The organism is Brevibacterium sp. LAARM3_SD1 (genome assembly GCF_057364765.1).
Window position 1 is genome coordinate 1 of record NZ_JBNFOL010000045.1, and the last position, 21490, is coordinate 21490.

Here is a 21490-nt window from a genome sequence, read left to right on the forward strand (position 1 = left end):
GAGGGCTCCACTCGCGCCGAGGTTGCTGAGCGCGTCAGGTAGTTCCTAGTGGGGGAAGTCTAAGTCGGTGAGGACCTTCTCGAAGACTCCGAGTCCGCGCTCGAGGTCCTCTTCGCTGATGTTGATCGGCGGGACCACGTGCAGACGGTGGTAGTTGTTGAACGGGATGACACCGTGTTCCTTCAGCGCCGCCACCACCGAGGCGACCTCAGGTGAGCCGCCGCCGTAGGGCGCCAGCGGCTCCTTGGATTCCTTGTCCCAGACGAGTTCGATCGCCCAGAACGCTCCGGTGCCGCGGACCTCGCCGACGTGCTTCGAATTCTCCGCAATCTGCCGCAGACGGGGGCCGATGATCGTCTCTCCGATATGGGCGGCGTGTTCGATCATGCCCTCGTCGGCCATCGCGTTGATCGTCGCGACCGCGGCCGCGCAGGCCAGCGGGTGCCCGGAGTAGGTCAGACCGCCGGGGTAGACGCGTTCGGCGAAGGTCTCGAAGATCGCGTCATTGATGACGACTCCGCCCAGCGGCACGTATCCGGAGTTCACTCCCTTGGCGAAGGTGATGAGGTCGGGCACGATGTCGAAGTGCTCGAAGGCGAACCACTTGCCCGACCGTCCGAATCCTGCCATCACCTCGTCGGCGATGAGCACGATCCCGAACTCGTCGCACAGCGCCCGCACACCCTGCATGTACTCAGCAGAGGGCACCATGATGCCGGCGGTGCCGGGAATGGATTCGAGGATGATCGCCGCGATCGTCGCCGGTCCCTCGAGTTCGATGGTCCGGCGCAGGTGCTGCAGGGCGCGTTCGGTCTCTTCCGCCTCGGTGGCGGAGTGGAACTCCGAGCGGTAGAGGAAGGGTCCGAAGAAGTGGACGACGCCGGAATCCCCGGTCTCGTTCTCCCACCGGCGCGGGTCACCGGTGACGTTGACGGCCGTCTGGGTACCGCCGTGGTAGGACCGGTAGCGCGAGAGTACCTTCGTTCGCCCGGTGTGCAGCCGCGCCATGCGGATGGCGTGTTCGTTCGCGTCCGCTCCGCCGTTGGTGAAGAACACGTGGTCGAGCCCGGCCGGTGTCCGTTCGGTGATGAGGCGAGCCGCTTCGGACCGGGCGGCGTTGACGGTGGCCGGGCTGATCGTGCACAGCACATCGGCTTGGTCCTTGATCGCCTGCACGACGGCCGGATGCTGGTGGCCGATGTTCGTGTTCACCAGCTGCGAGGAGAAGTCGAGGAACTCCTGCCCCTCACCGTCGATGACCGTCGATCCCTGTGCGCGGGCGACGGTCGGCGGGTCGATGAGTCGCTGTGCCGACCATGAATGGAAGACGTGCGCGCGGTCGAGCTCCCGGGCTCGGGCGGATTCGTCTTTGAGCGCTGCGAGGTCGGCCTCGCCGAGTTGGTGCACCATTGTCACCCTTTCACTGAAGTACCGGGGATGAGCGCGGAATCCGCGCCCGTGGGGTCATCGTAGAACACATTCGACTACAGTGACGAGCATGTCTTACCGGACCATCGTCAGCCCCGTCGAGGCCGAGATCGAGATCAAGAGATCCCGCTTCCTCACCCGCCTCTCCCCCGCCGCCGATGAGGCCGAGGCCAGGGCCGTCATCGCCGAGGCACGCGCCGAGCATCCGAAGGCCCGCCACCATTGTTCGGCGTTCGTCCTCGATGTGGATTCGCGCACTCAGCGCTTCAGCGATGACGGGGAACCGGCCGGCACGGCGGGCGCTCCGATCCTCGATGTCGTCACCGGCCACGATCTGACCTTCGTCGTCGCCGTCGTCACTCGGTACTTCGGCGGCACCCTGCTGGGCGCTGGAGGACTCGTGCGCGCTTACGGTCAGGCCACCTCGGCGGCGGTCGATGAGGCCCGGATCGTCACCCGTCGTGAACGCGTCCCGGTGTCAGCAGCCGTCGACTATGCCCAAGCCAACGCCCTGGAGCGGGCGGCCGGGAATCGGGGCTGGACGACGCGGGCCGACTACGGCGGTGAGGTCGGACTCGACGTCCTGGTTCCCCTCGCCGAGGTGGCCGATGCCGTGGCGATGTACGCCGACCTCACCGCCGGTCGGGCAGAGCCCGCGGTCGGTGAGGTCGAGTGGGTGTGATCAGTCGAGCGCGGCGATCTTCGCGACCTGCGCGTTCGTGAGCATGACGAGATCCTCGGGGCGGATCTCGATCTCGAGACCGCGACGGCCCGCCGAGACGAACACTGTGGAGTGATCGAGCGCGGTGCGGTCGACGACGACCGGCACGGCATGGCGCTGCCCGAACGGCGAGACTCCCCCGACGGGGTAGCCGGTGCGGCGTTCGGTCTCGGCCACACCCGACAGCTGGGCCTTCTTCGCTCCGCGCGCGGAAGCCAGAGCCTTGAGGTCGAGCTGGCCGGAGACGGGAACGAGCGCGGTCACGGGTGTGCCGTCGACCTGGATCATCAGGGTCTTGAACACCTGATCGGAGCTGACGCCGAGCTTGTCGGCGGCCTCCGAGCCGTAGCGCCGAGTGGCGGGATCGTGGTCGAAGCTGCGCAGGCTGTAGTCGATGCCTGCCAGGTTGAGCACTCGCACGGCCGGGGTCGCCGCGCTGGAAGTCTTGGATGCAACTGTCATAAGGGGGTAGTGCCTCCTGCCCGCAGGTCGGCGGGGCCAGGAGGCGCAGCTTTCACGGCTCCGTGTCCCCGCATCGATACGGACGGAATGTTGTATCGGTGCTGATAGGTACCCGCCCACAATAGGCGAAGTTGGCTCGCGGACGCCAATTCCCATGACCTCAAGTGACTCGCCGGTAGGTCCGCTGACCGGTTCTGACGGGGGCGCTCAGCCCCAACCGAGCTCGTGGAGCCGGTCGTCGTCGAGACCATAGAAATGCGCGATCTCGTGGACGATGGTGATGACGATCTCCTCGCGCAGGTGGTCCCTGTCCTCGGCGAAGTCGATGAGGTTGTCGCGATAGATGAAGATGTTGTCGGGCATCTCGAACCCCGCGATCCCCCGCTCCCCGATCGGCGTGCCCTCGTAGAGGCCGAGCAGGTGCCGGTCACCGTCCTCGGGCCGGTCCTCGACGAACAGGGCGACATTGTCCAGTTGTTCGGTCACCCCAGCGGGCAGCAGATCCAGGGCTTCGCCGAGGATCGCATCGAACTCCTCATCACTCAGAGCCTCCATGCCTCCCACTCTAGCGACTTCGATCCCCTCGCCGAGGCGGCCCTGCGGAGCGTCCGAAACCACCGTTTTCGGCGTGTGACCGAGGACACTCTGTTTCGTTTTGCATTCCGCGAATCGGGTGGGATAAGCTTAACGTCGTTGCCCACGGGGAATCCGAGGACAACCTGGGCCCCCATCGTCTAGAGGCCTAGGACACCGCCCTTTCACGGCGGCGACACGGGTTCGAATCCCGTTGGGGGTACGGTGTAAGATCGTAAGGTCTTCCATCACAACAGCAAGGCCCTGTGGCGCAGTTGGTTAGCGCGCCGCCCTGTCACGGCGGAGGTCGCGGGTTCGAGTCCCGTCAGGGTCGCGGAGCATAAGGCTCTTCTTCGGAAGAGCCTTTGTTTCTCTCGACATACTTATGTATGTCGACGGCTCGGCTCTGTAGCTCAGTTGGTAGAGCGTTCGACTGAAAATCGAAAGGTCACCGGATCGACGCCGGTCGGAGCCACCACGCGGAAGCCCCGCTTCCCAGTCCTGGACTGGGAAGCGGGGCTTCTTCGCATCTGCGGGCACCTCTTGAAATCCGAATCAACTGGAGTAGGTTGAAAGTGAGTTCGATGACCCGCCCACGTCGTGGTGGTGCAGGGTGAAAGGAGAGCACGATGACGAACAATCCGACGATTCAGGAACTCAGCCACGAGGACAGGGCTTTCCCACCCCCAGCGGACTTCGCCGCCGCAGCCAATGCCCAAGCTGTCGAATACGAGAAGGCGGCCGCCGACCGCATCGGCTATTGGGAGGAACAGGCACAGCGCATCAGCTGGGAGACTCCCTTCGACACGGTCCTCGACTGGTCGGACAGGCCCTTTGCGAAGTGGTTCGTGGGCGGACGGCTCAATGCCGCATACAACTGCGTCGATCGCCATGTCGAGAACGGCCTCGGCGATCGCGTGGCCTACTACTTCGAAGGCGAATCCGGAGACACCCGCACCATCACGTACTCCGATCTTCTGCGCGAGGTCTCGAAGGCCGCGAATGCGCTCACCGAACTCGGAGTCAAGACCGGCGACCGCGTTGCGATCTACATGCCGATGATCCCGGAGACGGTGTTCGCCATGCTCGCCTGCGCCCGCCTCGGCGCCCCGCACACCGTCATCTTCGGCGGCTTCTCCGCCTCGGCGATCGCCGACCGCGTCAAGGACTGCGGAGTCGAGTTCGTCATCACCGCCGACGGCGGCTATCGCAAGGGCAAGCCCTCGGCCCTCAAATCCGTCGTCGACGAGGCGATGGAGGACTGCCCCGAGGTGCGCAACGTCCTCGTCGTCCGCCGCACCGGCCAGGACGTGGACTGGAATGACGACCGTGATCTGTGGTGGCACGAGGTCGTCGATCGACAGCCGGAGATCCATACTCCGGAGGCCTTCGATTCCGAGCATCCGCTCTACATCATGTATTCCTCGGGCACGACCGGAAAGCCCAAGGGCATCATGCACACCACCGGCGGCTACCTCGTCGGGACCTCCTTCACGCATTGGGCGGTCTTCGACATCAAACCGGAGACGGACGTCTATTGGACGGCCGCGGACATCGGCTGGGTGACCGGCCACTCGTATATCGTCTACGGTCCGCTGGCCAATGGGGCCACCTCGGTGCTCTATGAGGGAACACCGGACACCCCGCACCGGGGACGGTGGTGGGAGATCGTGCAGAAGTACAAGGTCTCCATCCTCTACTGCGCACCCACGGCCATCCGGTCGTTCATGAAATGGGGCCGCGACATCCCCGCTCAGTACGACCTGTCCAGCCTGCGCCTGCTCGGCAGCGTCGGCGAACCGATCAACCCCGAAGCATGGATGTGGTACCGCGAGCACATCGGCGGCAACCGCTGCCCCGTCGTCGACACCTGGTGGCAGACGGAGAACGGCAGCATCCTCATCAGCCCCCTGCCGGGCGTGACCGAGACGAAGCCGGGCTCGGCGATGCGCCCGCTGCCCGGGATCGTCGCCGACGTCTTCGACGACGAGGGCAATTCGGTCGAACCCGGAAACGGCGGATACCTCGTCGTCAAGGAACCATGGCCGTCGATGTTGCGCACCCTGTGGGGCGATGAGGAGCGGTTCAAGAAGACCTACTGGTCGCAGTACCCGGAGGTGTACTTCGCCGGGGACGGTGCGAAGATCGACCGCGACGGCGATTTCTGGGTCCTCGGCCGTGTCGACGACGTCCTCAACGTCTCCGGGCACCGGATGTCGACCGCGGAGATCGAATCCGCCCTCGTCGCTCATCCGAAGGTCGCCGAGGCGGCCGTGGTCGGCGCGAAAGACGAGATGACCGGCCAGGCGATCGAGGCATTCGTCATCCTGAGGGAGAGTGCAGACCACGGCGGGGACGATGTCGTGAACGATCTGCGGTCTCATGTGCGCTCCTCGATCGGTCCGATCGCGACTCCGCGCTCGATCATGATCGTGCCCGATCTGCCGAAGACCCGGTCGGGCAAGATCATGCGGCGGCTGCTCAAGGACGTGGCCGAGAACCGCGAGGTCGGCGATGTCACGACTCTCGCGGACTCCTCGGTGATGGACCTCATCCAGAAGGGCATGAAGGAGAGCTGACCCCCCGGCCGACGGGCGATTTTCGAACCCGCCCTTGCGTGACCCACGACACACTGATGTACTGTTGAGTAACATCTCGTGGGACCCGCAAGGGCGGGTTCTGTACGAGACGGACCGCACTGAAGCCTAACTGCAAGGACGCATAGACATGACGCGTGGAACGAAGATCGCCGGAAGCCGCATCCTCATCACGGGAGCCGGCAGCGGAATCGGACGGCTCATGGCCCTCGAAGCCGCTGACCGCGGAGCCGCCGAAGTCATCATCTGGGACCTCTCGGCCGAGGCCGGCGAGGCTGTCCGTCAGGAGATCGAAGCCAAGGGAGTTCGCGCCCGCACCTTCTCCGTCAATGTCGGAGATTCCGCCCAGGTCGCCTCCACCGCGCAGGACGTCGGCGACATCGACATCCTCGTCAACTGCGCCGGCGTCGTCACCGGAAAGAAGCTCCTCGACGCCGACGAGGCCGCGATCCGACGCACCTTCGACGTCAACACCATGGCCCTGTACTGGACGACGAAGGCGTTCCTGCCCGGCATCCGGGAACGCAACCACGGTTCGATCGTCAATATCGCCAGCGCAGCGGGTCTGACCGGTGTGGCCAAGCAGACCGACTACTCGGCGAGCAAGTGGGCCGCCGTCGGCTTCACCGAATCCCTGCGGGGCGAGCTGCGCGCAGAAGGCAGCCGAGTCAACACCCTCGTCGTCTGCCCGTTCTACATCAACACGGGGATGTTCGCCGGCGTCCAGACGAAGTTCCCCCGCCTGCTGCCGATCCTCGAAGAGAACAACGTGTCCACTCAGGTCATCGACTCGATCGAATCCGGTCGTGAGCAGCTGGTCATGCCCTCACTCGTGCGCCTGGTTCCGGGTGTCCGCCTCCTGCCGACCCGCGCGTTCGACGCAGTGATGGACTTCCTCGGCGTCAACCAGACCATGGACCACTTCACCGGCCGAACCGGCGGCGACAGCCCCCGCAGCCGTCGTGCGGCACGCAGGCGCCAGCCGGCAGGAGTCTGACTCAGGCTCTGGTGTCCCTGCCTCTCCCGCGTTCCGGGTCCACAATGGAATCAGGGAACCACGGGAAGGAGTTGGCATGGCGATGACCGATCTCGTTCTCGAAGGCGGAGGGGCGAAGCTGCCGGGCCTGGTCGGCGCGGTCGAGTCCCTCGCCGACGCAGGCTACGACTTCCACCGGATCGCCGGCACCTCGGCCGGCGCCATCGTCGGTGCGCTGACCGCGGCGGGGATCGCCCCGCAGACGCTTGAGCAGAAGGTCCTCGAACAGGATTTCACCGAGTTCGAGGACCTTCCTCCTGTCTTCCACCTCGTCCCCTGGCTGGGGCGAGTACAGGGACTGCTGCTGCACAAGGGGATGTATGTGGGTCAGGCGCTCCATGACTTCCTCGCCTCGGCATTGGCCGATCAGGGGGTGCGCACGTGGGGTGACCTCAAACTCGACGATCCGGGCAGCGCGATCCCACCTGAGCGGTCATATCGGCTCGTCGTCATCGTCTCCGATGTCTCCCGCGGCCGCATGCTCCGCCTGCCCTGGGACTACGAAGAGGCCCTCGGTGTCGATGCGGACAGCCAGTCCGTCGCCGAGGCGGTGTGTGCTTCGGCCGCGAGTCCGTTCTTCTTCCGCCCCCGCAGTCTTCCCGCCCGACCGAGTGTGGCGGGCGGGACGTCCGTGCTCGGCGCCGACGGCGGCCTGCTGTCGAACTTCCCCGTCGACGCCTTCGACCGCAAGGACGCGAAGCCGGCCCGGTGGCCGACCTTCGGCGTCATGCTCTCGGCCCGACACACGGCCGCCGCCGAATGGCGGCCCAACGCCACGACCTTCCAGTACGCGAAGTCCCTGATCTCGACGATGCTCAATGCTCATGACCGCAGGCACATCGACGATCCCTCGGTCACCGAACGCACGGTCTTCGTCGACACCTCCGGCCACAGCAGCACGGATTTCGCCCTCACTGACGATGACAAGCTCGACCTCATCTCGTCGGGCCGAATGGCCGGAGAGAAGTTTCTGGCCCAGTGGGACTGGCAGGAGTGGAAGGACCGTTTTGACCGGAAATGATCCTGACCCCCATGGCCTGCGACCGAACGACGTGTCAGAATGAGGGCCCGACCCTGATTGCGAGTGAAGGAGAGATCATGAGCGAGTTCGACGCGGATGCAGCAGACCGGCTGGAAGACGACCCCATCCTCGATGATCCCGAGCTCGACGAACCGACGGCCGATGAGTTGGATGATCCCGAACTCAGCGCCGCCGAGGCCGAGGCCGACCAGGTCGACGCCGACTCCGACATCGATTCAGACATCGATGACGAACCCGGCGAAGCCCCCGTCGAACCCGGTGCGGAGGGGCCCGAAGGGACCGGCATCGAAGGCGCCGACGATGTGCTCGTCGACGACGCCGGCTGGGAAGACGAGAACGAGGCCCCCGACCTCTCGGACGAGTTCAACACCGATCAGTCGCCCGCAGCGGAACAGGGAAACCGCGTCGGCGACGAGATGGTCTCCGACGGCGATGACGACTTCGAGGTCGCCGAGCTCGACGGGGATGACCTCGATGTCGATGCCCTGGCCGATGACGGGACCGAGCAGGTCTCGGTCATCGACGGCATGCCCGAAGTCATCGACGACTCCTATCAGGAGGACTGAACCCCACCCGGGCCGTTTGGGGGCAGGCTCCCATGTGTGAGGACTGAGGGGGAAAGGAGTCGCCCATGCCACCCGGATCCCCGCGTCGTCAATCGACGTCCACCGCGAGCACGAACTTCGAACTCCCCCACGTCGGCACAGGTCGCCCCGTCCATCGCCTCGGTGTCATCGCCACGGTCGCCACCTTCGGCGGTCTGCTCTTCGGCTATGACACCGGAGTCGTCAACGGAGCCCTCGAGCCTCTGAGCGAGGACTTCGGCCTGACCGCGCTGAGCGAAGGCCTCGTCGTCGCCTCCCTCATGGTCGGTGCCGCCTTCGGAGCGGTCTTCGGCGGTCGTGTCGCTGATGCCTGGGGTCGTCGCAAGACGATCCTGGCCCTGGCCGGAATCTTCATCCTCGGCACTCTCGGGTGCGTGCTCGCGCCCGCTGCCGCGTTCCTCATCGGCGCCCGCTTCGTCCTCGGACTCGCCGTCGGCGGCGCCTCCGCGACAGTGCCGGTCTACCTCGGTGAGATCGCTCCGTCGGAGAAGCGCGGCAGCTACGTCACCCGCAACGAGGTGATGATCGTCGGCGGACAGCTCGCCGCCTTCATCATCAACGCCGCGATCTTCAACTTCTTCGGACACATCGACTCGATCTGGCGCTGGATGCTGCTCGTGGCCCTGGCACCTGCGATCGCCCTCCTCGTGGGCATGATCTTCCAGTCCGAGAGCCCGCGCTGGCTGATCTCGCAGGGACGCGCCGAGGAAGCACTGGCCGTGCTCAAGCAGGTCCGCTCCCCCGAACGCGCCGAGGCCGAGATCGCCGAGGTCACCCACCTCGCAGCCGAGGATGCGAAGGAAGCCACAGGCGGACTCTCCGACCTCGGCACTCGGTGGGTGCTGCGTCTGGTCCTCATCGGCGCCGGACTCGGCTTCTTCCAGCAGCTGACCGGAATCAACTCGGTGATGTACTACGGCACTCAGCTGCTCACGAGCGCGGGCCTGGATTCCGGTGTCGCAATCATCGGCAACATCGCCAACGGCGTCTTCTCACTCGCCGGCATCACCTTGGGCATGTACCTGCTCAACAAGCTGCCGCGCCGGGTCATGTTCCTCACCGGCTACGCCCTCATCGCGCTTTTCCACACTCTCATCGCTCTGACCGCGGTCATCGTTCCGCCCGGACCGGCACAGGCCTGGACGGTGCTCGCCTTCCTCGTCCTCTTCGTCTTCTCCATGCAGGGAACGGTCGGCCCGCTGACGTGGCTGATGCTCTCCGAGATCTTCCCGATGAAGATCCGGAGCTTCGCGATGGGCATCTGCGTGTTCGTGCTGTGGATCATGAACGCTATCGTCGCGCAGTTCTTCCCGCCGCTCATCGAGGCCATGGGCATGACGGCGACCTTCGGCATGTTCGCCGGCATCGCCGTGATCGCCTTCGTCTTCCTGGCGCTGATGCTGCCGGAAACGAAGGACAAGGACCTCGCGGAGTTCGAACGCGAGTTCAAAGCCGAGTACGGACGCAGATAAGGAGCCTCCATGTCAGTCGCCGTCGCCGTCACCGACAGTCCCGAAGGCCGTCAGGCACTCGAATCGGCCATCGCCGAGGCGCAGAACCTCGGCACCGGGCTGCTGCTCATCAACCTCACCCTCCACGATTTCGTCGCCGACGAGATCCCCTCCGGGCTTGAGGTCACTGTCATCAACCGGTCCGGGCGCGGGGATCGCGACCCGGTCACCGCCGTCATCGACGAACTGGGCGATCACCCGGAAGTCGACCGGCTCGTCCTCGGTGTCCGTGCCCGGTCGCGCGTTGGCAAGGTGATCCTCGGGTCGGTCGCACAGCGCCTCATCCTGCGCTCCCCCGTCCCCGTGCTCACCGTCCGGCAGGACGGACGCTGACTCAGCCCAATTCGGTGAAGGCCCAGTACGACAGCACGTTCGCCGTCTGCGCAGGGCGGTCGCCGGCGAGGATCTGCAGTGAACTCAGCGCCTCCGACATCGCCGCGCGATAGAGCAGCGATCCGGTGCTGATCCGGGCCACTCCCGCCTCGGCGAGGCTGGACCGGGAATACCGCGCGCTGGCCAGCACATTCAGCGGCACCCGGCTGTGTGCGGTGATCGTCTCGATCGTCTCGAGGTCGAGGTTGCCGGGGACGAAGATCCCGTCGGCACCCGCATCGGCATAGGCGTCGATGCGGCTGGTGACCTCGCCGAGGTTGTCCTGGCCGATCCAGAACGTGTCGATCCGTGCATTGACGAACAATGCGGGGAACGCCTCCTTGATCGCCGTCACCTTCGCTGCCAGCGCCGAGGGGTCGCTCATCCGGCCCTGTCGCGAGTCCTGGATGTTGATGCCGTCGACGATGAGCCCGGCCGCGGGGTCGGCGGCGAATGTCTCACGCACGGCATCGACGACGGATTCGGGTCCGTCTCCATAGCCGTCTTCGAAATCGCAGGTCAGCGGCAGGTCCGGCAGCGCTTGACGCAGGGCCGCGGCGAGATTCGCGGTTGCGGTGAGGGTTTCCCGATCCTCATCGGCGGCGCCGATGGCCGCGGCGACGCCCAGACTCGTGGTTCCCACGGCTGGGTGCCCCGCCTCGGCGAATAATTGGGCGCTGGCCACATCCCAGGCGCACGGCAGGATGAACGGGTCGCCGGGGACGTGCAGTTCGCTGAAGGATTTCATGGCTCCATCGTAGGGCTGCGCGCTTCACGGCGTGGCCCGCTCCCGCCTCGTGCATGGCCTAGGCTTGACTGCGGGAGTTTCCGTCCGAGGTGAGGGGGCATGCGTGGCCGATACGACAGAGGGCACCGAGGCGGCCGACCGACTCGAATCCGCACTCACCGGCAGGATCGATCCCGGTACTCTCGACGAGATCGCCGGTCTCGCCCGGCAGGTCCCGCGCGCCGAGATCGCTCGCCTCGTCCATACCTCGACCCCGCTGCAGTCGGCGATGCTCTTCCGCGTGCTGACGAAGGAGGAGGCTCTCGATGTCTTCGAGGACCTGCCTCCGGCCTACCAGGCCGAACTCATCGGCAATCTCCGCGAACCCGAGGTTGCCGATATCGTCGAGGGCCTCGACCCCGATGATCGCGCCGAACTGTTCGGCGAACTGCCCGCGAGCGTGGCCAGCCGCCTGATGAAGGGGTTGACCCCGGACGAGCGAGAGATGACCTCGGCGGTGCTGGGCTACCCGAAGTCCGCGATCGGTCGGTACATGTCTCCGGAGGTGCTCGGCATCCACGAGGATTGGACGGCGGCCCAGGCGATGGAGGTCGTCCGCGCCCGCATCGACGGACCCGAGACCGTCTACCTGCTGCCTGTCGTCGGTCCCGGCAGGGTGCTGCGGGGAGTGGTGTCGCTGCGCAACCTGCTGGCCGCCGATGAGGACACGATCATCGAAGACATGGTGCGTGATTCGCTGAGCACCCATGCGCTGACCGACCGTGAGGTGGCCTCGCGTGAGTTCCTCTCCCACCGGCTCATTGCGATGCCGGTGACCGATGAGGAGGAACGGCTCGTCGGCATCCTCACCATGGATGACGTCCTCGACATCGTCGACGAGGAGGACGCGGAGGACCTCGCCCGCGGTTCCGGTACGGAGCCGCTGGATCGCTCCTACCTGTCCTCGACCATCATCCGGCTGGTCAAGAGCCGCATCGTGTGGCTGCTCGTCCTCGCCGTGTCCGCGATCCTCACCGTCCAGGTCCTCGAAGTCTATGAGAACCGTCTCGATCAGGTCGTCGTCCTCGCCCTCTTCATTCCGCTGCTCACCGGCACGGGCGGCAACACCGGCAACCAGGCGGCCACGACCGTCACCCGTGCCCTGGCCGTCGGTGAGGTGCGGGTCCGCGATCTCGGGCGCGTGATCTGGAGAGAGCTGCGGGTGGGCGCGGTGCTCGGTTCCGTGCTCGGCACATTGGGCTTCATCATCGCCGGGCTCGTCTACGGCTGGGCGATCGGACTGGTCATCGGCCTGACCCTGCTGTCGGTGTGCATGATGGCCGCGACGGTGGGCGGTCTGATGCCGATCATCGCGAAGAAGGTCGGGGCCGATCCGGCGGTGTTCTCCAACCCGTTCATCTCGACATTCTGCGATGCCACGGGCCTCATCATCTACTTCACGATCGCCACGACGGTGCTCGGCCTGAGCTGATCGGGTTCGGGCTGCCTCAGCCCGACCATGCCTCCCACAGCTCGGCGTACCGTCCGCCGGCGGCGACGAGTTCGGCATGAGTGCCTTCCTCGACGACGCGTCCGTGCTCCATGACGAGGATCCGGTCGGCTTTCTCCGCTTGGCTGAGCCGGTGCGCGACGATGAGCGCACCACGGCCGGCAAGGGCCGCCTCGGCGGAGGATTCGAGGACGTGGGCTCCAGCCGATCCCGCCTCGGCGGTGGCTTCGTCGAGGATCGCGAAGTCCGGGTCGGCCAGCACCAGGCGGGCCAGGGCGATCGTCTGCTCCTGGACCGCGGACAAGCGGACCCCTCCCTCTCCGATCTGCGTATCGATGCCGTTCGGCAGGGAGGTCGCCCACCCGGCGCCGACCACGTTTAGGGCAGTGCGCACATCGTCGGCGGTCGCATCCGGACGCGGCAGGGCGACGTTGTCATGCAGGCTGCCGGAGAACGTGTGGACCTCCTGCGCGACCATGGCGATATGCCGGCGCAGCGCGGATTCGTCCATCGCTCCCACGTCCACCCCGTTCGCCGAGGCGGCCCCGCCGTCCGTGAGACGTGCCCGTCCGCGACCGGGCGCTGACAATCCCGCGGCGATCTTCGCCAACGTTGTCTTTCCCGCACCGGTGGTGCCGACGACGGCGATGTGCTCACCGGGTGCGATGCTCAGGTTCACACCGCGCAGCACGTGATTGTCCGTATCCGGGTCGGTGTCGTAGGAGAACCACAGGTCCTCGAGCACGAGGCTCGGGGCGGCGGGCGCGGTCCGGGTCGATCGCCTCGGCGCGGTGGCAGCCTCGTCGATGACGCCGACCATGCGGGTCAGGGAGGCACCGGCCGACTGGACCTGGTCGAAGAGGCCGACGAGGGCACCGATGGGGTTGAAGAGACGATGGAAGACCAGGGCCGCCGTGGTCACGGCTCCGGCGGTGGACTCGCCGAACCAGACGAGGACGAAGCCGGCGATGAGCAGCAGTGAGAGCACGACCGCCTCGGCGCGATTGTTGCGGCCGAAGGCGCGGGTGACGAACCTGAAGACGTCGATCGACAGGTCGCGGGCGTGCGCGGACGCGGAGTCGATGCGTCGCATCTCACCGGCTTCGGCGCGATAGGCGCGCAGGGTCGCACCTCCGGTGAGTCCGCCGAGGAGCCGGCCGGCACGCCGACCGAAGGCCGCGCGCTCCTCCTTGTAAATGGGTTCTGATCGGGGCAGATACCAGCGCAGGGTGAGCCAGTACATCGGAATGGCGACGAGTCCGGTCAGACCGAGTCGCCAATCGATGGCGGCCAGGCCGAAGGCGGAGACCACGACGACGAGGACGGATTCGACGACGAGCGGCAGCACTTGGCCGGCGGCCTCACCGATCTTGCGGGAGTCGTCGGCGACGCGGGAGACGAGGTCGCCGGTGCCGGTGCGCTCGATCCGCTGAGATTCGAGCGTCAGGGCGGAATCGACGACCTCGGTGCGCAGTTCGGCGACGACGGGCATCGCGATGCGGGCGAGCGCCCAGGCGCCGATCCACGTGCCGGCGGCCATGACGATGCCGGCGACCGCCACGGCGATGGCACACGTCCATACGAGTTCGGGACCGGCACCGGCGGGGAGTTCGTCGACGAGGCGGCCGATCGCCCACGGGCCGACGAGGCCGGCCCCGGCGTTGGCAAGTCCGGCGATGATGAGGAGGACGATCCAGCCTGACCTGCGGCGCAGCAGCGGGGCCAGATGAGCGAAGGACCGACGCCGTGAGGCGATGGTCAGGGTGGTCTGCGTCGCTGCCGTCATCGGGTCACCGCGTCTCTGTAGGCCTCGGCGCTGTCGGTGTCGGCCTCGAGGAGGTCGGCGTGACGGCCCACGAGCAGGCAGCCGGACGTCGGGCGATAGACGACGGTATCCGCGGCGGCGAGGAAGGCTGGCGAGGAGGTGAGGATGATCGTGGCCTGTTCGCTGGTCCTGCGGCGCAGTCGGCAGAGTCCCTGGGCGATCCTCGCTTCGGTGACGGCGTCGACGGCGGTGGTGGGTTCGAGGAGGACGAGGATCTCGGGGTCGGCGTTGAGGGCACGAGCCAATGCGACGCGCTGCCGCTGACCGCCGGAGAGGTTGCCGCCGAGTTCCTGGATCCGGTAGTCGAGACCGCCGTCGACGAGGTCGAGCAGCTCGTCGACGCCCGAAGCAGAGAGCACCTCGGGCGAGATGGGCGGGTGGTCGGCTGCGCCTGGTCGGTCATCGGCGGCTCCGGCGTCGGCGACGACCATCGTGATGTTCGAACCGACGGTGCCTTCGAACAGGTCGACGTCGTGGGGTGCGACGAGCATCCGGGCGGGGCCGAGACTCCGGGCATGGGAGGTCAGCGCAGCCAAGAGCACGGCTGCGTCGTCGGCGTCCTCGGAGACGATGCAGGTCAGCGAACCACCGGCGGTGGTGAGTTCGTCAGCCTTCGTCGGCCATCCTGTGATGGTGATTCCGGTTTCGGCGGTTGTGACGCTCGGGCGGGTGTCGGCGGAATCACGGGTGGTGGGGGCCGCCTCGGCGAGGGCGTCTGTCGTATCGGTGCTGGCCGCAGCATCGAGGCTGGTGAGCAAGCGAGCGATCCGTTCGGCGGCGCCATGGGATTGGGCGAAGAGGCCGACGATCTCGGCGAGAGCACGCATGGGCTCGGTGAGGAACGCGGTCATGCCGAGGATGCCGATCAGCGCCCCGACGCTCATCTGGCCGTCGATGAGGCGCAGGCCCGCGACGACGAGGACGATCGCCAGCACCGCGGACATGACGAGCGCACCGAGACCGGCCAGGCGGCCAGTCCTCTCACCTGTGGCGATGCCGGCGTCGGCGGCCGCATCGGAGGTGGCGCGATAACGACGCACCGCCCACGGCTCCCCGCCCATCGCCTTGATCACGCGCAGCCCGTGCATGAGGTCGGACGCCGAGCGTCCCGCCGAGGCGACGGCGTCGAGCTGCGCGGCTGCCCGCGCCGAGACGGACCGTCCGGGCAGGGCGACGACGAGGAGACCGATGGGCACGGCGATGAGGACGACAAGGCCGGTCACGGGGTCGGCGATGAGGAGGAATACCGCTGCGGTGATCATGCCCAGCACCGAAGCGATGCCGCGTCCGGCCTGTTGGAAGGACGCCGCCGCGGTGTCGGCATCGGCCGACGCAATGGACAGGACCTCACCCGAGGTGCGGTCGGCCGGCAGGCTCGGGGCGGTCAGTGCCGCGTGCGTGATCTCGACGCGCAGGGCGTGGGCTTCGTGCTCACGGGCGGCATTGCACAGTCGAGCGCCGAAGCGGTATCCCACGACGCTGAGCACGGTGAAGAGGATGCCGAGGCCGATGATCGAGATGATGAGAGCCGGGATCGACAGCGGGATGATCGCGCGGTCGACGATGATTCCGATCGCCACCGGCACGAGTGCTTCGCAGACCTGCCACACGGACAGTGCAGCCGATCCGCCGAGCAGGGGACGGATGCGCCGACGGGCGGCTCGGCGCAGCAGCTGCGCACCGGTTTCAGGGATCTTCGGCACGAAGGCTACCCTAACATCGGCGTGTCGGTGGCGCGGTGGCGGCTCGGTTGGACAGCTGACTGCCAGGGCAGAAACCTAGGATGACTCCATGACTTCTCCGATCGACTTCGGCATTCCCGACCTCACCGGGCGTACGGCCCTCATCACCGGCGCGAACAGCGGACTCGGCCGGGTCACTGCCCGGGTTCTGGCCGGTCGAGGAGCTCATGTCGTCCTGGCCGTGCGCAACCGTGCGAAGGGTGAGGCCGCTGCAGCGACGATGCCGGGCAGCACCGAGGTGCGCGACCTCGACCTCGCCGACCTGTCCTCGGTACGCGATTTCGCGGCGGACTTCACCGAACCGGTCGATCTCCTCATCAACAATGCGGGGATCATGATCCCGCCCCTGTACCGGACCGTCGACGGATTCGAATCGCAGTTCGGGACGAACCACCTCGGCCATTTCGCCCTGACGAATCTGCTGCTTCCGCAGGTGCGCGAACGCATCGTCACCGTCGCCTCCATCGCCCACCGGTTCGGCACGATCGAATTCGACGACCTCCAGTGGAAGAGGCGACCGTATCGGCCGATGGCCGCCTATGGTCAGTCGAAGCTTTCGAACCTGCTTTTCGTCTCCGAACTTCAGCGCCGGCTGTCCGCGCGCTCATCCTCGGTGATCGCGACGGCCGCCCATCCGGGTTTGGCGGCGACGAACCTCTTCAACTCCAGCGACGACGGTTCCCTGGACGCTCGAGTCAGCCGTGCGTTCACCCGAGTGGTCGCGCAGAGCGAGCAGGGCGGGGCACGGCCGACGCTCTGTGCTGCCGTCGCCGACATTCCGCCGGGCAGCTACATCGGTCCGACCGGCCCGTTCGAGCTCCGCGGAAAGCCGGGACTCGCCTCCCGGTCGGCGAAGTCCACCGACACCGAGCTGGCTCGCCGGCTCTGGGCGGTGTCCGAAGATCTGACCGGGGTCGCTTTCCCGCAGGTGTGAGGCCTGCACTTCCCCGCTTCAGATCAGCGGAAGGCCTGCTGACCGGTGATGTGGCGGCCGAGGATGAGGGTGTGGACCTCGTCGGTGCCTTCATAGGTGCGCACGGACTCGAGGTTGTTCGCGTGCCGCAGAGGTGAGTATTCGAGGGTGATGCCGTTGCCGCCGAGCATCGTCCGGGCCTCACGGCAGATGGCTATGGCTTCGCGGCAGTTGTTGAGTTTGCCGACGGAGACCTGCACGGGTTCGAGCGTGCCGGCGTCCTTGAGGCGTCCCGTCTGGATGGCCAGGAGGGTGCCCTTCTGGATTTCGAGGGCCATGTTCACCAGCTTCTCCTGAGTGATCTGGTAAGCGGTGAGCGGCTTGTCGAACTGAAGGCGGTTCTGCGCGTAGTCGAGCGCCACTTCGAAGGAGTCGCGGGCCGCGCCCATGGCGCCCCACATGATTCCGTAACGGGCCTCGTTGAGGCAGGAGAACGGACCCTTCAGTCCCGTGACCTCGGGCAGGACCGCCTCGGCGGGCAGTTCCACGTCTTTGAGGTCGATATCGCACTGGATCGACGCGCGCATCGAGAGCTTCTGCTCGATCGGAGTGGCGGTGAAGCCGGGAGCATCGGTGGGTACGAGGAAGCCGCGGATGCCGTCGTCGGTGGCTGCCCAGATGACCGCGATATCGGCGATCGAGGCCAGGCCGATCCACCGTTTGGCACCGTTGAGCGTCCAGCGTCCGTCGGCATTGCGGGTAGCGGTGGTGGCCATCGAGGCGGGGTCGGATCCGGCGGTCGGCTCGGTCAGCCCGAAGCAGCCGATGATCGCACCCTTGGCCATTCCGGGAAGGTAGCGGTTCTTCTGCTCTTCGGAGCCGAATTTGTGGATAGCCGACATCGCCAGCGATCCCTGCACGGAGACGAAGGTGCGCAGCCCGGAGTCGCCGGCTTCGAGTTCGAGGGCGGCGAGACCGTATTCGACGGCGGAACGTCCCGGGCAGCCATAGCCCTGCAGGTGCATCCCGAGGAGGCCGAGCTCGCCCATCTCACGCACGATCTCGGTCGGGAAGATCGCGCCTTCGTACCATTCGGCGATGTTCGGCCGGATCCGCTCGTCGACGAAGGTCCGGACCTTCGCGCGCAGCGCCAGCTCGTCGTCGGTGAGGAGCCCGGCGAGGTCGAGCAGGTCTGAGGGGTCAAAGGCGGTGTCTGGGGTGGCTGGGTTGTGTGCAGTGTCTGCAGTCATGGGTGTCTCCTTGGGCATCGGGTTCGTCTTCAACAGTGCCATCGGTATTACTCAGAGTCCAAGAGGTAATATCGAAGTGATTAAGCACCGATTCTTATCAATCCACGCGGCGGGGGTACGGCATGGAATTCCGGCAGGTCACAGCTTTCCTCGCTGTCGCCGAGGAGTTGCATTTCGGACGGGCCGCGGAGCGTCTGCACATCGCGCAGCCCGCGCTCAGCCAGATGATCCGCGCACTCGAGAAGGACCTCGACGTCGATCTGTTCGAGCGGACGACGCGACGGGTCCGACTGACGCCGGCGGGCGAGGCGCTGGTCGAACCGGCCGCGGCCATCGGGACCCAGGTGGACGGCGCCCGACGCATCGCCCGCGCCGCGCAGCAGGGTTTGGCGGGCCGGGTGCGCATCGGATTCGGCGGCACCAGCGGCTACTCCATCCTGTCGCGACTGGCTCGCGAAGTCGGCGAGCGGCACCCGGGAATCAGCCTCGACCTGCAGCCGCAGATGTACTGCGGAGAGGCCGCGATCGCGCTGCGCGACGGGGAGACGGATCTCGCGATCATCAGCCCGCCGGTGCCGGCCGGCGTCGAGGTCCACGTCATCCGGCAGGAGAGCGTCATGATCGCCATGCCCTCGGCGCATGAGCTGGCCGAACGGGAATCGGTGAGCATGAGCGAACTCGCCGGTCAGCCGTTCATCTCCTATGCACCGTCGCACGGATCCCAGGTCAGAGAGGTGATGATGCGACTGGCCGACGACGCCGGATTTCTTCCGCAGGTCGTCCAGGAGGCACCCGATCCCTACAGTCTTCTGGCTCTTGTGGGCGCGCAGGTCGGTATGGCCGTCGTCGTCGAGTCCTCGGATCACATCCGCATCGACGGGGTGCGCTATGTTCGCCTCGCCGAGGGCGGAGATTCCTTTACCCTCGCCCTCGGCTGGCGCCGGAACAACCCGTCGGAGGCGCTGGCAAGGGTGCTCAGTATCGTCCGCGCCCTCTTCCCCTCCCCAATTACTACCTGACGGCGGCTCAGCAACCTGGCGCGAGGTTGCTGGGCCGCCGTCGGGTAGTTCGGTGAGCGCGAAGTTGGTGCGGAATGAGTGAGAGACTATGGGGATGGTGCATTCGCCCGATCTGTCTGCCTACGCCGCAAAGATGCGTCGGTTGGCTCATTCAGGTGTCGACCTCGAAGTCGACGCCCGGTTCGTCGACATGATTGCGCCTCGCAAATCAATGGTCCTCGACATCGGCTGCGGGATCGGCAGTACGGTCGCGGCACTGCGCAGAGCCGGACACCGGGCATTGGGCATCGACCCGAATCCCGAGGTGCTGCAGGTGGCGAGGGAGCTCTTCGACTCTGTTTGGTTCCGGCAGATATCTGCCGAAGACCTCTCGCCCGAGACAATGGCGGCTTACCAGCTTCCGACGGTCTTCGACCTCATTCTAATGTCAGGCAATGTGCCGACCTTTCTCACCCGCGCGGAGCTCTCAAGGGCTTTTGCGGCTATAGACGAGTTGCTCGCACCCGGCGGTCACCTCCTTGTCGGAACAACGACCCATCGACGAGGCGGCCCTGTCGATCTCGATCACTGCGCTGCCGGAACATCACTGAGACTTGAGCATCGTTATGGAGACTGGCACCTCGGTGCATTCGACTCCGACTCAACATGGTCGGTCAGCATCTACTCGGCCCCTGGCACCCGACGCACTTCCGAGGGCCCCGACGGAATCCACGTACTGCCGCCTCACTAACCCTCCTTGCTACCCGACGGGGGCCCAGCAACCTGGCGCGAGGTTGCTGGGCCGCCGTCGGGTAGCAAGGGGCTGGTATCTTCTATTTCGTCGGCCGATCTGCAGACGGGAGGGACTGGGAGTGCACGAGGCAAGCGAAACGACCGTCCCCGCACAGGAGCTGCTGGTGACAATCGGGGCCGGACTGCTCGCCGGCGGGATCTCATCGGTCGATGTCGAAGACGCACTGACCGGGCTCGCTCCCGCCGTCGGCCTGAAGTCCATCAATGTCGCAGCCCTTCCCAAAGGCCTGTTCCTCACCACCTGCCCCGGCAGTCCCACTCGGTTTGAACGCATCGGCCCTGACCTGCGGTTCGACCAGACAGCGAAACTGCTCGACATCGTCGATGCGGTGCGGTCGCGTCGGCTCGGCATCGAGGCCGCCAGTCGAAAGATCGAGGCGGAGGTATACGGCACTCCCCCACGCTGGCCTGCCTGGCTGACCTACCTCGGTGCGCTGCCCATCGGCATCGGGCTGTGCCTGCTGCTCGAACCGGGACTGATCAACCTCGCCTTCGCTGCCTTCGGCTCTCTCCTCGTCGCCGGCGCGCTGGCTCTCAACGCCAAACATCCCAGCCTCGGCCCTCTGCTGCCGGTCGCCTCGGCGTTCATCATCTCCGTCATCGTCCTTGTCGGCTACCGCCTCGACTGGCTCGAGAGCCCGCTGCGCACGATCGTTGCGACTCTTGCCCTTCTGCTGCCCGGCAGTGCCGTGGTCACGGGCCTGACCGAGATCTCCGCCGGCGCGCTGTCGGCCGGCAGCTCCCGACTCGTGTCCTCCACGGTGCAGTTGGCGATGTTCATCGCCGGAGTCGCCGGCGCCGCAGTCGTGATGGGCACCGGCGCCGAGGCGCTCGCGAACTCCCAGCTCACCGATTCGACCTGGTGGCTCTCCGCCCTCGGGGTCGCCTCAGCGACTGTGGGCCTCATCATCTACCTGCACACGCCGCTCGAGCACACGGTGCCCATCGTCCTCACCATCGCGGCAGCAGCCTTGGCCCAACTCGGCGTCGGCGCCGAATTCGGAGCGGCCATCGGCGGTCTGGCCGGAGCACTGACCGCGTCCCTGGTGGCCGTTGTCCTCTCCCGACTGCCGAAAGGACCGATCTGGCGGATCAGTTTCGTGCCCGCATTCCTCGTCGTCGCCCCCGGCTCCTTCGGACTCCTCAACGCCTCGCAGATCGAATTCGGTGACGGTTCCGGAGTTGCCGGCAGCCTGCTCGCTGCCGGGGCGACATTCTTCACCATCGCCATCGGCACGGTCATCGGCTCCGCCATTGCTCACGCTGCGGAGCCCGATGACGAGATCGTCGCCTGAGACTCTCCCAGAACTACCTGACGGCGGCCCAGCAACCTCGCGCGAGGTTGCTGGGCCGCCGTCGGGTAGT

General features: G+C 66.4%; 19 protein-coding genes and 3 tRNA genes. 15 read left to right on the top strand and 7 right to left on the bottom strand.

The features are described from left to right. Positions 1-45 precede the first annotated feature (45 nt). Positions 46-1410, bottom strand: coding sequence for an aminotransferase class III-fold pyridoxal phosphate-dependent enzyme (locus AC2W7L_RS17250; RefSeq protein WP_486005431.1), 1365 nt, complete (start codon positions 1408-1410; stop codon positions 46-48). Between the two features lie 88 nt (positions 1411-1498). Here AC2W7L_RS17250 and AC2W7L_RS17255 point away from each other — a divergent pair, with 88 nt between their 5' ends. Continuing rightward, positions 1499-2110 carry a YigZ family protein gene (locus AC2W7L_RS17255; RefSeq protein WP_486005432.1) on the top strand — a complete coding sequence of 204 codons (612 nt, stop codon included), beginning with the start codon at positions 1499-1501 and terminating at the stop codon, positions 2108-2110. On the opposite strand, the gene ybaK is transcribed toward AC2W7L_RS17255, so the two are convergent. Then, entirely contained in the window at positions 2111-2611 is a 501-nt protein-coding gene (gene ybaK, locus AC2W7L_RS17260) for a Cys-tRNA(Pro) deacylase (RefSeq protein ID WP_486005433.1), read from the bottom strand. A gap of 207 nt (positions 2612-2818) precedes the next feature. Beyond that, a complete protein-coding gene (locus AC2W7L_RS17265; RefSeq protein ID WP_486005434.1) occupies positions 2819-3166 on the bottom strand; it encodes a metallopeptidase family protein in 348 nt (115 codons plus the stop codon). Between the two features lie 168 nt (positions 3167-3334). Here AC2W7L_RS17265 and AC2W7L_RS17270 point away from each other — a divergent pair. The 9 genes from AC2W7L_RS17270 (at position 3335) to AC2W7L_RS17310 (ending at position 10308) form a co-directional block, all read left to right on the top strand. Next, a tRNA-Glu gene (locus tag AC2W7L_RS17270) sits at positions 3335-3407 on the top strand. Between the two features lie 37 nt (positions 3408-3444). Then, positions 3445-3518: transfer RNA gene (locus AC2W7L_RS17275), tRNA-Asp, on the top strand. 68 nt (positions 3519-3586) lie between these two features. Then, positions 3587-3662: transfer RNA gene (locus AC2W7L_RS17280), tRNA-Phe, on the top strand. Positions 3663-3813: 151 nt separating this feature from the next. Then, positions 3814-5763 (top strand): acetate--CoA ligase, encoded by a 1950-nt coding sequence (gene acs / locus AC2W7L_RS17285; RefSeq protein WP_486005435.1) that lies wholly within the window; start codon positions 3814-3816, stop codon positions 5761-5763. A gap of 148 nt (positions 5764-5911) precedes the next feature. Next, positions 5912-6778 carry an SDR family oxidoreductase gene (locus AC2W7L_RS17290; RefSeq protein WP_486005436.1) on the top strand — a complete coding sequence of 289 codons (867 nt, stop codon included), beginning with the start codon at positions 5912-5914 and terminating at the stop codon, positions 6776-6778. 76 nt (positions 6779-6854) lie between these two features. Beyond that, positions 6855-7838, top strand: coding sequence for a patatin-like phospholipase family protein (locus AC2W7L_RS17295; RefSeq protein ID WP_486005437.1), 984 nt, complete (start codon positions 6855-6857; stop codon positions 7836-7838). Positions 7839-7915: 77 nt separating this feature from the next. Beyond that, a complete protein-coding gene (locus AC2W7L_RS17300; RefSeq protein ID WP_025780602.1) occupies positions 7916-8425 on the top strand; it encodes a hypothetical protein in 510 nt (169 codons plus the stop codon). A 65-nt stretch (positions 8426-8490) separates the two neighbouring features. Next, complete coding sequence (locus AC2W7L_RS17305; protein ID WP_486005438.1) at positions 8491-9936, top strand: sugar porter family MFS transporter; 1446 nt, start codon at positions 8491-8493, stop codon at positions 9934-9936. Positions 9937-9945: 9 nt separating this feature from the next. Further along, a complete protein-coding gene (locus AC2W7L_RS17310) occupies positions 9946-10308 on the top strand; it encodes a universal stress protein (protein WP_486005439.1) in 363 nt (120 codons plus the stop codon). 1 nt (position 10309) lies between these two features. On the opposite strand, the gene AC2W7L_RS17315 is transcribed toward AC2W7L_RS17310, so the two are convergent. Next, the gene (locus AC2W7L_RS17315) at positions 10310-11095 is read right to left on the bottom strand and encodes an isocitrate lyase/PEP mutase family protein (protein WP_486005440.1); all 786 of its coding nucleotides are present in this window, start codon (positions 11093-11095) and stop codon (positions 10310-10312) included. A 103-nt stretch (positions 11096-11198) separates the two neighbouring features. On the opposite strand from AC2W7L_RS17315, the gene mgtE reads away from it, so the two are divergent. Continuing rightward, positions 11199-12566 carry a magnesium transporter gene (gene mgtE / locus AC2W7L_RS17320; RefSeq protein ID WP_486005441.1) on the top strand — a complete coding sequence of 456 codons (1368 nt, stop codon included), beginning with the start codon at positions 11199-11201 and terminating at the stop codon, positions 12564-12566. 16 nt (positions 12567-12582) lie between these two features. On the opposite strand, the gene AC2W7L_RS17325 is transcribed toward mgtE, so the two are convergent. Then, positions 12583-14370, bottom strand: a complete 1788-nt coding sequence (locus AC2W7L_RS17325; protein ID WP_486005442.1) for an ABC transporter ATP-binding protein — start codon at positions 14368-14370, stop codon at positions 12583-12585. Next, positions 14367-16112 (bottom strand): ABC transporter transmembrane domain-containing protein, encoded by a 1746-nt coding sequence (locus tag AC2W7L_RS17330; RefSeq protein WP_486005443.1) that lies wholly within the window; start codon positions 16110-16112, stop codon positions 14367-14369. Before AC2W7L_RS17330 ends, AC2W7L_RS17325 begins: the two co-directional genes overlap by 4 nt. Before the next feature lie 88 nt (positions 16113-16200). Here AC2W7L_RS17330 and AC2W7L_RS17335 point away from each other — a divergent pair, with 88 nt between their 5' ends. After that, on the top strand, positions 16201-17085 hold the full coding sequence (locus AC2W7L_RS17335; protein WP_486005444.1) for an oxidoreductase: 885 nt from the start codon (positions 16201-16203) through the stop codon (positions 17083-17085). A 23-nt stretch (positions 17086-17108) separates the two neighbouring features. Here AC2W7L_RS17335 and AC2W7L_RS17340 read toward each other — a convergent pair whose 3' ends face one another. Further along, entirely contained in the window at positions 17109-18314 is a 1206-nt protein-coding gene (locus AC2W7L_RS17340; protein ID WP_486005445.1) for an acyl-CoA dehydrogenase family protein, read from the bottom strand. 122 nt (positions 18315-18436) lie between these two features. Here AC2W7L_RS17340 and AC2W7L_RS17345 point away from each other — a divergent pair, with 122 nt between their 5' ends. The 3 genes from AC2W7L_RS17345 (at position 18437) to AC2W7L_RS17355 (ending at position 21420) form a co-directional block, all read left to right on the top strand. Further along, positions 18437-19333 (top strand): LysR family transcriptional regulator, encoded by an 897-nt coding sequence (locus AC2W7L_RS17345; RefSeq protein WP_486005446.1) that lies wholly within the window; start codon positions 18437-18439, stop codon positions 19331-19333. Between the two features lie 94 nt (positions 19334-19427). Then, positions 19428-20063, top strand: a complete 636-nt coding sequence (locus AC2W7L_RS17350) for a class I SAM-dependent methyltransferase (protein ID WP_486005447.1) — start codon at positions 19428-19430, stop codon at positions 20061-20063. A gap of 121 nt (positions 20064-20184) precedes the next feature. Next, complete coding sequence (locus AC2W7L_RS17355) at positions 20185-21420, top strand: threonine/serine exporter family protein (protein ID WP_486005448.1); 1236 nt, start codon at positions 20185-20187, stop codon at positions 21418-21420. Positions 21421-21490 lie beyond the last annotated feature (70 nt).